At 34.4% G+C, this 13,710-nt stretch carries 12 protein-coding genes; 8 read left to right on the forward strand and 4 right to left on the reverse strand.

Features of this window, described 5'->3' with window-relative positions; all coding sequences use genetic code 11:
• The first annotated feature begins 373 nt into the window (after nt 1-373).
• Complete coding sequence (locus MJ631_RS06195) at nt 374-1,567, forward strand: pyridoxal phosphate-dependent aminotransferase (RefSeq protein WP_017531947.1); 1,194 nt, start codon at nt 374-376, stop codon at nt 1,565-1,567.
• Nucleotides 1,568-1,615: 48 nt separating this feature from the next.
• Entirely contained in the window at nt 1,616-1,933 is a 318-nt protein-coding gene (locus MJ631_RS06200; RefSeq protein ID WP_010403511.1) for a DMT family transporter, read from the forward strand.
• Nucleotides 1,934-1,949: 16 nt separating this feature from the next.
• On the opposite strand, the gene MJ631_RS06205 is transcribed toward MJ631_RS06200, so the two are convergent.
• Complete coding sequence (locus MJ631_RS06205) at nt 1,950-2,462, reverse strand: hypothetical protein (RefSeq protein WP_214303167.1); 513 nt, start codon at nt 2,460-2,462, stop codon at nt 1,950-1,952.
• A 388-nt stretch (nt 2,463-2,850) separates the two neighbouring features.
• On the opposite strand from MJ631_RS06205, the gene MJ631_RS06210 reads away from it, so the two are divergent.
• From MJ631_RS06210 to rpe, 6 genes are all read left to right on the forward strand, one after another.
• Nucleotides 2,851-4,086 (forward strand): MFS transporter, encoded by a 1,236-nt coding sequence (locus MJ631_RS06210; protein WP_007302244.1) that lies wholly within the window; start codon nt 2,851-2,853, stop codon nt 4,084-4,086.
• Nucleotides 4,058-5,335, forward strand: a complete 1,278-nt coding sequence (glyA, locus tag MJ631_RS06215; RefSeq protein WP_214303168.1) for a serine hydroxymethyltransferase — start codon at nt 4,058-4,060, stop codon at nt 5,333-5,335. The genes MJ631_RS06210 and glyA overlap by 29 nt, the downstream gene beginning before the upstream one ends.
• Before the next feature lie 79 nt (nt 5,336-5,414).
• Nucleotides 5,415-6,602 carry a phosphoglycerate kinase gene (locus tag MJ631_RS06220; RefSeq protein ID WP_179943647.1) on the forward strand — a complete coding sequence of 396 codons (1,188 nt, stop codon included), beginning with the start codon at nt 5,415-5,417 and terminating at the stop codon, nt 6,600-6,602.
• A gap of 49 nt (nt 6,603-6,651) precedes the next feature.
• Nucleotides 6,652-7,479: an EndoU domain-containing protein gene (locus MJ631_RS06225; RefSeq protein WP_012481925.1), complete on the forward strand. Its 828-nt coding sequence runs from the start codon at nt 6,652-6,654 to the stop codon at nt 7,477-7,479.
• Nucleotides 7,480-7,553: 74 nt separating this feature from the next.
• Nucleotides 7,554-9,029 carry an N-acetylmuramoyl-L-alanine amidase gene (locus MJ631_RS06230; protein WP_007302240.1) on the forward strand — a complete coding sequence of 492 codons (1,476 nt, stop codon included), beginning with the start codon at nt 7,554-7,556 and terminating at the stop codon, nt 9,027-9,029.
• Between the two features lie 153 nt (nt 9,030-9,182).
• On the forward strand, nt 9,183-9,857 hold the full coding sequence (gene rpe, locus MJ631_RS06235) for a ribulose-phosphate 3-epimerase (RefSeq protein ID WP_262986278.1): 675 nt from the start codon (nt 9,183-9,185) through the stop codon (nt 9,855-9,857).
• Nucleotides 9,858-9,957: 100 nt separating this feature from the next.
• Here the strand turns inward: rpe and pnp are convergent, their stop codons facing one another.
• From pnp to truB, 3 genes are read right to left on the reverse strand one after another with little or no spacing between them, the layout of a single operon-like run.
• The gene (gene pnp / locus MJ631_RS06240; protein ID WP_262986279.1) at nt 9,958-12,234 is read right to left on the reverse strand and encodes a polyribonucleotide nucleotidyltransferase; all 2,277 of its coding nucleotides are present in this window, start codon (nt 12,232-12,234) and stop codon (nt 9,958-9,960) included.
• Nucleotides 12,235-12,248: 14 nt separating this feature from the next.
• Nucleotides 12,249-12,521, reverse strand: a complete 273-nt coding sequence (rpsO, locus tag MJ631_RS06245; protein WP_007302237.1) for a 30S ribosomal protein S15 — start codon at nt 12,519-12,521, stop codon at nt 12,249-12,251.
• 7 nt (nt 12,522-12,528) lie between these two features.
• Nucleotides 12,529-13,590, reverse strand: a complete 1,062-nt coding sequence (gene truB, locus MJ631_RS06250) for a tRNA pseudouridine(55) synthase TruB (RefSeq protein WP_214303169.1) — start codon at nt 13,588-13,590, stop codon at nt 12,529-12,531.
• Between the last annotated feature and the right edge of the window lie 120 nt (nt 13,591-13,710).

A 13,710-nucleotide genomic window follows, 5' to 3' on the forward strand; every position in this document is an offset into this window, starting at 1 on the left:
TCCTTATTATGGCAATAAGAGTATTTATCCTTGTTTTTGGGCTCAACGACAAAATTCAGTAAAAAAACTCAGATATCTATTGGCAGGTTACAAAAAATTATAGCGGCTGCATGTCTTTTTTATTTTTTCTACATTCAGCCAAATCGCGCTTATTTTAAGCGTTAGCACATTATTACAATGCCAATTTACATTATTATAGGGTCAAAACTCGCTATACGGGGATTTATTTGCCTTTTTAAATTTATTAAGCTTTTTAATATCTATAGTTAATATATTTAAGAGTACAAAAATACCAACCTTTATGTAAAATAATAAAACTTCTAGCTTTTTTGTTGTGTAGAGTTTATCATTTTTATTTAACTTTAGTGAGATTATGTCAGACCTTGCAAAGAGGATGTCTCTGATAAAACCATCGCCTACAATCGCTGTGACCGATAAGGCAAACAGATTAAAAAGCGAAGGAAAGAAAATTTGCGTTTTAGCTGCGGGAGAGCCGGATTTTGACACTCCAGATCATATAAAAAAGGCAGCTATTCAATCGATAAATGAAGGCAAAACTAAATATACTGCTGTTGATGGAACGCGTGAGCTTAAAGAGGCGATAATCAATAAGTTAAAAAGGGATAACATTCTAGAATACACACTTAGCCAAATCTGTGTTGGTGCTGGTGCTAAGCAGGTGTTATTCAATTTGTTCATGGCAACAATTAACCCTGGGGATGAAGCTATAATACCAGCTCCTTATTGGGTTTCATATGTTGATATGGTAAGTCTTTTTGGTGGACTGCCAGTTGTTGTAGAGTGCAAACAAAACTTTAAGCTGATACCGGAGTTACTGGAAAGCAATATAACTGAGAAAACTAAGTGGTTAATTCTCAACTCACCAAATAATCCAGCAGGAATTGTCTATACATATGATGAATTGAAAAGCATAGCGCAAGTATTGCTTAAACATCCACATGTGAATGTTGTTACAGATGATATTTATGAGCACATAGTATACGACGAAAAGTTTTTTACCATTGCTCAGGTTGAGCCAAAACTTTATGATAGAGTTTTTGTGGTCAATGGAGTATCAAAAGCCTATGCAATGACGGGCTGGAGAATAGGCTATATTGCAGGCAGGAGTGATGTGATAAAAGCTATTTCTACACTGCAGTCTCAAAGTACTTCTAACCCAAACTCGATAGCACAAGCAGCAGCAGTTGAAGCGTTAAACGGTGATCATAGTTTTTTGAAAGAAAGAACAAAAATCTTTAAGGATCGTAGAGATTTTGTAGTAAAAAAGCTAAATTCTGCTTCAGGATTGTCAGCATCTATTCCACAAGGTGCATTCTATTTGTTTGTCGCATGTGAAGGTTTATTGGGTAAGAGCACGAAAAGTGGTAAAGTAATAAATAGTGATCTTGATTTTGCTGAATATTTGTTGGAAGACCATTTAGTTGCTGTTGTTCCAGGAATTGCGTTTGGTCTGAAAAATTTTATCAGAATTTCTTATGCAACCTCTCAGGAACAATTAGAAATTGGATGTAATAGTATTATTAAAGCATGTGAAATGCTAAGTTAACTTTTTAATATTCTTATGTATAATATTTCAGTAAGATAGAGTTGATTTATGGCGTGGGTATATTTGCTATTAGCTGGTTTGGTTGAAATAATATGGACCACAGCACTGAAATATAGCAATGGCTTTACTCGTGTTATACCTGTAGTAATTATTTTAGTTAGCGGTTCTGTAAGTCTTTACTGGCTATCGTTAGCAATGAAGTCTATCCCCCTTGGAACATCTTATGCAGTTTGGACTGGTATAGGCTCTATAGGTGCAGCGATAATAGGAATAATGTTTTTTAATGACCCAGTAAATTTTGGGCGTTTATTTTCCCTTGCTTTGGTAGTGCTGGGTATTATAGGATTAAAAGTATTTTCCAATTAGGAAAAGTTAAGTACGTCTATTTTACCATCTCAGGACTTTCTACTAAAGTTGCCTTGGATTTTTCGGTTCTTGAAGAGGGCATTCCTATTGATTTAGCAAGTACCTTTCTGATGTTCAATGTTTCATTTTTCTCATTTTGTTGAATTAAGTTAATATCGTTTATTTTATTCATTAAATCTTTTCCTTCCTTTAAAATTTTTAAATCGCTTTCGTTGATATGATGTTCATTTTTAAATTCTGCAACGATTTCTTTCTTCTTTGGATGAGTATTCAGAAATTCTAATATCTGGTGTTTAGCAACAGCTTGAATAAATTTCTTATCGTGAAATATTGAATTGTTATGTAGTTCTTCTAGGCTTTTATCATATTGTTTTGCTTCGTTTACAGTAAGTTTTATTATTTCTTCTGCGCTACTTAAAAGTTCCCTGTATAACTTGTCGTATCTATTGCCTGTGTGTGCGGCAAATGTTTGTTCAATGTATTTTGTTATGTAGTTTTGTAGCGTATTGTCTATTGTACCTATGTTCATTCACTCACCTTGCTTTTATATTATATTTTACACACAAAAAGGTTAATATTTAGTTAACTACAGCGTTTCTGATACTGAATTTCATTAAAAATTATATTATTTAAAGTATAATCGGTATCACGAAATAAAAGCGTAAGTAAAATGAATTTTGTAACAAAACTAAAACTTATAGTAAAAAAAATAAAGCTTAAGATGAACAAGGGTAAAATTATAAAAATCCTTATCATCTGTGGTATAATTTTTTTCATATACCTTATCCATGAACCAGTTATAGATATGCTAAAAGGTCTCTTTTAAGAAAGATACTCGGATTAGAGTAGCTATTTACAAAAGTGTTGCTCCTTGCTGATAAAATACCTATAATTCTGTTTTTTAGGTAATATTAGGATTGCAGAGAAACTTTTTCATATGGTTGCTAGCATCACTATTTTATGCATACCAGTATATATTGCGTGTAATTCCAAATATAATCGCGCCTGAATTAATAACAAAATTTAACATAAGTATTACAGATGTTGGTCAATTTGGTGGGCTATATTATATAGGCTATACGCTTGCTCACATACCTGTTGGTCTTGCCCTTGATAGATTTGGGCCAAAGTTTGTTTTACCTGCGTGTATTGTCTTAACATTTGCTGGAACATTGCCGCTAATATGCTTTGATCAGTGGTATTACTCAATACTTGGTAGAATGATTGTTGGAGTTGGGTCATCTGCTTCAGCAATTGGGCTTTTCAAAGTTGCAAGCATGTATTTTTCACAAGAAAAATCAGCAAGGATGGCTAGCTTATCTATAATAATAGGGTTACTGGGAGCTATTTATGGTGGATTACCTCTAGACTTCTTGCTCAATAAATTTGGTTGGAATTATGTTATATACACTTTCTCAGCGTTTGGTTGCTTGCTCGCCCTACTTTTATTCTTAATAACGCCAAATTCTAACATAGAGGAGAGTAGAAATGACAACATACTTCAAGATTTAAAAACTGTACTTTTCAATAAACATATCATTCTAATCAGCTTTTTTGGGGGCTTGATGGTTGGGCCACTAGAAGGTTTTGCTGATGGTTGGGCAAAAGCGTTCTTATGTGAAGCATATCAAATGACCGGAGATTTGGCATCTTCACTTTCCTCTCTCATGTTTATAGGTATGGGAGCTGGATCATTCTTTCTCGCTTATTTACTGGAGAAGTATCCAGACAAACATTACGAGGTGATTATTGCGTGTTCTTTTGCAATGATCGCTAGCTTCCTCTTGCTTTTTACACAATTTGGCGGTTTATATATTGCATTACCTACACTTCTTGTTATCGGCTTTGCATCTGGGTATCAGGTAATTACTATTTACAAGGCAATAAGTTATGTAAACAATAACTTGGTAGGCTTAGCCACAGCTGTATCAAACATGATAGTTATGGTTTTTGGCTATTTTTTTCATACTGGAATTGCAAAAATAATAGACTTATGTTGGAATGGAACGGTAATACAAGGAAATCCTGTGTATGGTACTGAGTTACTAGTAAAAGCAATATCAATTATTCCTGTATGTTTGCTTTTGGCTGTTTTTGGATTTATGTGGTTAAGGAAAAGGTCTTATGACAATTGCTTCAGAAAGGATTTGTAACTCTGAAAATAATTTAAAGTCTTTTGATAATGAAGTTTATCTCTCTATAGAGAAGGAACTGCAGCGTCAAAGATCGCAGTTGCAATTGATTGCATCGGAGAATTTTGCAAGTAAAGCAGTGATGGAAGTACAGGGTTCTTTTCTGACTAATAAATATGCAGAAGGTTATCCTGGTAAAAGATATTACTGTGGCTGTGAGTATGTAGATGAAGTTGAAAATCTGGCTATAGAAAGGCTTTGTAAGCTATTTGGTGTTAAATTTGCAAATGTTCAACCTCATTCTGGTTCTCAGGCAAATCAAGCAGTGTTTGCTTCACTGCTTGCTCCGGGTGATACAATACTTGGATTGTCACTGAACTGCGGTGGACATTTAACTCATGGTGCAGCACCAAACCTTTCTGGTAAGTGGTTTAAGTCGATTCAGTATACAGTTAATAGAGACACTTACCTGCTTGATATGGATGAGGTGGAAAGGCTAGCGCTGGAGCATAAACCAAAATTAATTATTGCTGGTGCTTCTGCTTATCCAAGAAAAATAGATTTCGAGCGCTTTCGTGAAATTGCGAATAAAGTTGGTGCATATCTGCTTGCAGATATTGCTCACTATTCAGGGCTTATTGCTGCAGGTTGTTACCCATCACCTGCTGAATATGCGCATATTATAACTTCTACAACTCACAAGACTCTACGTGGTCCTCGTGGTGGAGTGGTAATGACAAATGATGAAGCGTTACATAAAAAAATTCAGTCTGCAGTTTTTCCAGGATTGCAAGGTGGGCCACTTATGCATGTGATAGCTGCAAAAGCTGTTGCATTTAAGGAAGCATTAGCGCCAGAGTTTAAAACTTATAGTAAAAAAGTTGTGGAAAATGCGAAAGTGTTAGCTCAAGCGCTGCAAGGGCATGGGCTGAACATTATAACCGGTGGCACTGACTCTCATATAGTGCTAGTTGATTTAAGATCACGGAAATTGACTGGAAAAGACGTTGTGAATAGCCTTGAAAGAGCTGGCATTACCTGCAATAAAAACTCCGTGCCGTTTGACACAGAAAAACCAACCATTACTTCAGGGCTCCGTTTTGGTACCGCTGCTGAGACAACACGCGGACTTGAGAAAAAAGATTTTAAAGAGATAGCTGATCTGATAAATGAAATAATTCAGGGATTAATTGATGGAAATAGCCCTGATGTTGAAAAAGCAGTGAAAAATAAAGTTGAAAGTATTTGTAGTAATTTTCCTATTTATTAATTTATTTAGCATTGGAATTTCCTTCCTTTACTTTGGATTAAACTATTGTATAGTGATTTTATAGCTCTTTAATTTTATGATAAATGTACCTAGCATAGAGAGTTGTGATTTTCACAATAAAAATGTTCTGCTCAGGGTTGACTTCAATGTTCCTATAAAAAATGGAAGAATTTGTGATGCCACTCGTATTTTGAGAGCGCTACCTACCATTCAGTATTTGGCAAATGCGGGTGCAAAAGTTATTGTTATCTCACATTTTGGGCGTCCAAAAGCCAAAGACAGTAACTTATCGCTAAAAAACGTAGTTGAAACTTTATCGCGGCTGCTAAGCAAAGAAGTGAAATTTATTGATGATTGTATTGGTGAGAGAGTACAAAGAGCAATAAATGCGATGGATGGAGGAGATATAATATTACTAGAGAATCTGAGGTTTTATAAAGAAGAAGAGCAGAATGATTCAAATTTTGCTAAACAATTAGCATCTCTAGCAGATATATATATAAATGATGCGTTTTCTTGCTCTCACAGAGCTCACGCTTCTATTTCACGCATTACGGAATTTTTACCTTCTTATGCAGGATTTTGCTTGCAAGATGAGCTAAAGTATCTTGAGCAAGCTATATCGTTTGACGCTAAACCTATTACTGCGATAGTTGGTGGAGCTAAAATATCAACTAAAATAAAAATGCTTATAAAGCTAGCAGAAAAGGTTGATTACCTTATTCTGGGCGGCGCAATTGCTAATAATTTTTTGTTATTTAATAAAGTTAATATAGGCAAGTCTTTTTTTCAAAATGGCGTTGATGATCTTCTGCACGATATTGTTGAGACGGCAAATAAAAACAATTGCAAAATAGTTGTGCCAGAAGACGTTTTGGTTGCAGTAAATTCTGATTATAGCACTGGCGTTTTAAGAAAAATTGAATCCATTTTGGACGGTGATATAATTTTAGATATCGGACCTCAAACTTTAAGCACAATAAGCGGTATAATAGCAAGCAGTAAAACTCTGCTGTGGAACGGACCTATTGGTGTTTTTGAACATTCAGCTTTTGCAAATGGTACAGTAGAGGTGATGAGAGTAGTAAGTGATTTGACACACGAAGGAAAATTAACCAGTGTAATAGGAGGAGGAGATAGTCTATCTGCAATAAATACTGCAGGTCTTGCCGATAAAGATTTTACATATATTTCAACTGGTGGGGGAGCGTTTTTAAGTTGGCTAAGTGGTGATGAGATGCCAGGACTGCGATCAACATTAGATTAAAACTTTTTTAAGTTGTTGCTTATACCCTAGCTTCTTTATGAATATGATTATGTCGAAAATAGCTAAGTTAATCTTGTGCTTAATAATACCAGTAATAGGATTTGTTTTTTACATTAAGGAGCATTATCTCAATGATGCAAATTCACAAATTGGCTTTGAGCCGTTTTTCAAAACAGATTCTTCAGATCCAGACTATATTCCACCACTTCCAGAGTTGACTGATTTTGATAGAGGAGTGTTAAGGGTTTGTGGAGATTGGGGAACACAGCCTGATGAAGAAGATTTCAGAATTTTGCTTGATTGTCCGCAGCATCAAGAAGTGGTGAAAAGGATATACGATAAGCTTGATCATCAGGTGATTACACCTAGTGCAGACTTGGGGTTGTTTAAAGATGAATTGACTAAGATTTGGTTTACAAATAGCGGAACTGAAAAAGAAACTATAGGGTTTGGGCATATTTTTTGTGGTGAACCAGATAGATTGGGGCTAGGTGGTATGCATTTTGTAGGTAGATATGTTGAGGCTCAAGAAAATAAGTGGGCGGGTGCGATTTGGGATAATGAATCTCTGTGCAATAAATTAGATATTAAGCCACCTGTTTACACATTTGGAATGAAATATCTAGGTAAGGATGGAGAAGTGAAAGTTAAGTGCCCAAGTGGGTACGCGTATAACCTTCATGCTGATGATATTTTAGTTTCTGCAACTAAGGCGTTTAAGGAGCTGGGAAAAGATGGAATGTGTCTGTATAAAATGGAAGATGACAATTATCAATCAGTGTTTGTGAGAAAGAAAGACGCTATACTCACATTCTATCCTGACTTAACACCAAAATGTAATGATAAGAGTATTAATTGTAGCTGTAGCAAGTCTTGATTGGCTGAAAAAAAGTAAACATTTTATGTGTGTTATGCTAATTTAGTTATATTAAGGGCAATTTGTAGAGCTACATGAAACTTATAGTAAAAAAATGTTTGTCTGTTTTATTTCTGTTGCTGCTTGTAGCGCCTCTTTTATATGGACAACAATCTTGTTTAAGTGATATTGAGAACGATTTTCAAGATTTGAAAACATCATTAAAAAATCCAATATTTTTAGATCCTGCACCGAGTTTAAATTATGATGATAGAGAAGGCAAAAAAGTGTTGATGGTGGTGGTGCACCATACCGAATCACCAACATTAAAAAGTACAAAATACGCATTAAATTCTTCAGGGATATCAGTACAGCTTATTGTTGATAGAGATGGTAGCATTACTCTGATGGTTCCACTTGAAAAACGAGCATGGCATGCTGGTATAAGTTATGCGAAAGTTCAAGTAGATAATGTGGTTGAAGAGCTACGAAAACTGAATGATTATTCTATAGGTATAGAGATTGTAAACACAGGGCTTGAGCCTTTTCCAGAAGAGCAAATGAAATCTGTCAAAGATCTGATTTTGTACCTCATGAAGCGCTTTAAGATTAGAAAAGATATGATATTTAGTCACGCTGAGATAGGCACTATAGTGTACAACTCAGCAATTGAAGGTTACGCAATGCGTAAGCCTGATCCACATAAGTTATTTGATTGGGAGTTATTAGAGAAAAGTGGTATTGGATTGCATATAGGTGATAGAATCAGTCCTCAAGACGCAGAACAAAAAGTAAATGAGGTTTTGTATAAGGTAGGTGATAAGAGTGAAAATATTTTGAAATTAAAAAAAAGGTTAAACGGTTTTTTTTATAAAATACTGCCTTGGAATGATAGGGAAGGTAATATGATTTTTCCTGACAATAATGCTAATTACTCAAATGAGTTTGATGAAAATTTTGCGTGGGTTATCAATCAGTTTTCAATGCACCACTTGCCGAAAGAGATTAGAAAAGACTTGCCTCTAAAATTAGAACAAGAAGATATTTTGCCTGAATTTTTAGTTAAGTATAGAAATCTTATTTTTAGTGAATTCTTATCTTTAAGTGATAAAACTCAATTAAGCTTAAAGCCACCATTTTTGAATGAAGAGGATTATAAGCATTTATTATCTTCTCTTGCAGAATATGAAAATAATATTTCTTCTGATGCATTTGCTATGCTCATGTACAAGATTAAGCTATATTATGACTCTTATCTAAGATACAATATAAGATCTTCACTTTATATTCCATTTAGACTTAATTCATTTGAAAAGCTAGATATTTTAAAGAATGAAATATTATCTTTTAAGTCTATAAGCCCTGAAAAGGCTATAGAAGTCTCGAATTTGATTAATGAGTTTAGGTCGAAAATTTTATCTGATTTCCAAAATTTTGAAAAGCAATGGTTTCAAGAATTTAAGGACACTTGGAAACAAAAATTTATACCGAATATGGAAAGGCAAATGTCTTGGACTGCGCTACATGAAACTGTGTTGGAATATTTAGAAAAGGCGAAGAAAGAAGTCTAATGAGTATTACAATGACCAGATGCATGGGCAGAGAAAAATAAAGGCACATGCATCTGGAAGTATACAAAAATTTCTAAATGAGATTAATATAGTATTGGGATGACAGAGTTTAAAAAATAAGTTACTTTTTTTATTTTTGGTAAAAAGTATTCTATGGGTATTAAAATTGCACCTTCTATACTTTCAGCAGACTTTGCAAAATTAGGGGAGGAAGTAAAAAGAATTAGCGACTTGAATGTAGATTATATACACATAGACGTTATGGATGGAAATTTTGTTCCAAATATTACAATAGGTCCGAATGTTATCTATGCGATACGTAAATATAGCAACCTTCCTTTTGATGTGCACTTAATGATTAAATCTCCTGGTGACCATATTGAAAGTTTTATAAATGCTGGTGCTGATATTATCACTATACATGCAGAAGCAGAGATACATCTTGAGAGGCTAGTAAGAAAGATAAAATCATATAAAAACAATACAAAAAAAATAATACAAGTTGGAGCTTCAATTGTTCCTTCAACTTCTCCAAGCGTGCTTGAGTATATAATAGATGAGCTAGATATTGTGCTAATTATGACAGTCAATCCTGGATTTGGAGGACAGGAGTTTATTCATTCGCAGTTGAGTAAGATATCTACTGTGAGGAAAATGATACAGGACCGTAATCTTAAAACACAAGTTTCAGTAGATGGTGGAGTTAACTTTTCTAACGCAGCTGATATAATAAAAGCAGGTGCAAATATATTAGTTGCTGGATCAGCAATATTTAAAGCTGAAGACATGAAAAAGACTGTAAACGATCTTAAAAATCTTTCGTTATAACCCTACAGATAACACAAACCATTTTTGTTATCTTGTCAGTTTTAAAAATTCCTATTATCCCAGTGTTTCGACACTGAGATAATAGAAAGTAAGTTCAACCTCAATAGAAACCTGATGACAAGTCATTATTACCAAATTTTGGTCTGCTTCTATTACTAAAACCAGAACGAGGACGAGTAGGTCTATTACTATGATAATTATCTTCAGGTTTTTTATTAAACGAGTTGTTATAATAATTATCCCTATTATTTAAACCATCTCTCCTTTCTTCATTGTAAAGCTTACCTTCAAAAAATTCACCTGTTTCTTGATCAACACGACGTCTTGATAATTTTGGACATCCACCTTTTTCAAAGTCAATTATCAAAGCTTTGAAGGTATCACCCTGTTTAAGTATATCCTCAATGGACTCTACATGTTGATTAGCTACCTCGCTTATATGCATTTTTCCTTTTCTTCCATTAAGAAGTTCTAGCTCTACAATAGACTTCTCTATCTTTACAACTTTAGCATCAATTATAGAACCTTGTTCTAGCTCTGTTATTGAATCAATCATCATATTCTTTGCAGCTTCAGCTTCAGTACTACTAATGGCAAAAACAGAAACTTTACCGTCATCCCCTATTTCAATTTTTGCATTACTTCTTTCACATACACTGCGTATATTTTTTCCTTTAGTACCAATAGCTGCAGAAATTTTATCTTTATCTATATAAAACGATAACACTCTTGGTACATGATCTTTTATATCCTTACGATGTTCTGAAATTACTGCATTCATTTTTTCTAAGATATGTAATCTTCCGACTTTTGCTTGTTCTAAAGATTTTTCAACAATTTCAAAGCTTATACCAGGAATTTTCATATCCATCTGCAGTGCTGTAATCCCTTCGCTAGTTCCTGCTACTTTGAAGTCCATATCACCAAGATAGTCTTCATCGCCCAGTATATCAGAAAGTATTATATGCTCATTTTTGTCTTTGATGAGACCCATAGCAATTCCTGCAACGGGAGCCTTTATTGGCACACCTGTATCCATTAATGCAATGGAAGTTCCACAAACTGTTGCCATAGAAGAAGAACCATCAGATTCCATAATCTCAGATACTACCCTTATTGTATAAGGAAATTCAGATTTATCAGGTAAAACAGGATGAATTGCTTTCCAAGCAAGTTTACCATGACCAATTTCTCTCCTTCCTGGTGCGCGTATAGCAGAAGCCTCTCCAACAGCAAATGGAGGAAAATTATAATGCAACATAAAATGTTCACGTCTATCCCCTTCAATGTCATCCACAATTTGCTCATCTTGTGTAGTACCAAGAGCAGTAACAACTAGTGCCTGAGTGCTACCCCTTGTAAATAGCGCAGAACCGTGAGTCTTGGGTAGAATGTCAGCCTCAATTTCTATCTGGCGTATTTCATCATACTTACGGCTGTCTATTCTCACACTTTTCCTTCTAATCATTTCACGCACTAAAGATCTTTCAAAGCTTTTTACTGCATAAGTAATTAACTTTTCGTCTTTTCCAGCCTCTTTAAGAGTATTCAATATATTATTCCTGACTACTTCTAGAGCTTGGACTCGCTCTTGTTTTACTGTTTTTGAATATGCTTCTTCAAAGTCTTTTCGATATTTTTCAAGTTCTTGAGTTATATCTGATATATCAACAGGAGCAAAGCTTTCAGGTTTATTGCCAACTGTATCAGCAAATTCTTTTATGAGCTTAATAACAGGTTGAAGGTGTTCATGACCAAATTTTATTGCGTTTAAAACATTTTCTTCAGAGAGCTCTTTGACTTCCGATTCGACCATTAAGATCGAATTTTCATCACCAGACAAAAACAGATCCAAGTTGCTCGCTTTCATCTCTTGAACGGAAGGATTGAGTATATAATTGTTATTTTCATCACAACCGACCATGACTCCAGCTATAGTAAAGTGGAAAGGAACACCAGAAATTGCAAGAGCTGCGACGGTACCTATCAATGCTGGTACTTCAGGAGAATTGACCGTATCGTAAGTTAACAGATTACATACTACACTAATTTCATCATGAAAACCTTCAGGAAATAACGGCCTTATACTTCTATCTATTACTCTTGAAATTAAAGTTTCTCTATCAGATGGTTTTCCTTCTCTTTTAAAAAAACCACCAGGAATCTTACCCATGGCATAACTTTTTGCAATAAACTGCACATTTAAAGGGAGAAAATCAACACTTTCTTCCTTCTTTTTTCGTACAACAGTGACTAAGATAGAAGTATCTCCATAATTTACAACTACTGAACCATCAGCTTGACGTGCTATTTTCCCAGTTTCTAAAGATAAGGTACGCCCCTCCCAATCTATAGATTTTTTTATAATTTCAAACATACAAAATTCCTCGATTATTTTCTAATGCCTAACTTCTCTATTAACTCTTGATAGGCTTCATTACCAAATTTACGTTTTATATAATTTAAGTGCTTGCGCCTTCTACCTATCAATATAAGTAAACCGCGCTTAGAATTATGGTCATGCTTATGCGCTTTAAAATGCTCAGTTAAATTACTGATCCTCTCGGTTAAAATTGCACACTGTACAAAAGATGAACCTGTATCATCTTCTTTAATTGCATATGTACTAATCAAACTTTTTTTCTTTTGGGATGTTATTGACATCTAAACCTCATTTCAAAATATTAAAAACACGAATAGGCTTCACACAACCATGAGTAAAACTGCAAATTGCAATAGGTACATTACCCACTATCGTACAAAAAGTATCATAATTCTTTAAATTACGCAAGTTATTTAATATAATTTCTTGACCTTTTCTGATTTTCTCCGCTTCCTCTAAGGAAATTTCAACTTTGAACATCGATTTTAAAGCCGATTCAATGGGAATGATGAAGCCTTTTGTATTACCTCCATCATCTTCTGTCATCCCACCCTCCGATGTCATCCCAGTGTCAAGCACTGGGATCAAGCTTATTGCATCACGAACATTGTTTTTGACATATGCTCCTAGAATCTTTTGTCCATTACATGATTTGTAAGTATTTGTATCCAGTGTCAAGCACTGGGGAGAGTAAGTTGTTGTGTTTTTTTTAGTAAGTTGCTCAATTGTCACTGATTCATCTTCCTTAAAATCACCTACCATCGTTCTTCTTAATTTTGTAATGTGTCCAAAGCAATTTAATGTGACTCCAAGATCTCTTGCAATTGATCTTACATATACGCCGCTACCGCAGATCATAGAAAAATCAGCACTATTATTTATAGTGTCCAAGAATATCAGCTTCAGTTCATGTATTTTGACTTGCCGGGGCTTTATATTTACCTTTTGCCCACTTCTTGCTAATTTATATGCTCTTGCTCCCTTGATTTTCACTGCTGAAAATTGAGGAGGAGTTTGTGTTATCTCACCAATAAAATCCTTAATCGCACAGTTTATTTGGTTATATTCGGGTTTTATATCGCTAGTTCTAATGATATCACCACCCAAATCATCCGTAGTTGTTTGTTTTCCCCATTTTATTGTGAAATTGTATGCCTTTAAGTCACAAGATAAATACGGTATAGTTTTTGTTGCTTCACCAAGAGCGATCGGTAATATACCTGAAGCCAAAGGATCAAGTGTTCCCAAATGTCCGGCTTTTTTTATTCCAAAAATCCTTTTAATTTGAGTTACAGCTTGTGCAGAACTCATTCCTGTTGGTTTATCAAGATTCAGCCAGCCATTTACCATGTATCAATCTTACATAATTAGTAACAATTTAGAAAGTAGATAAAATATTAAGTTGTTAATAAAAATGCTTGACTAGTGTGCATTGTTAATATACAATTAACTTTTTATTAACCTTAATTA

The sequence above is a fragment of the Wolbachia endosymbiont of Oryzaephilus surinamensis genome, assembly GCF_025617515.1.
Classification (GTDB): domain Bacteria; phylum Pseudomonadota; class Alphaproteobacteria; order Rickettsiales; family Anaplasmataceae; genus Wolbachia.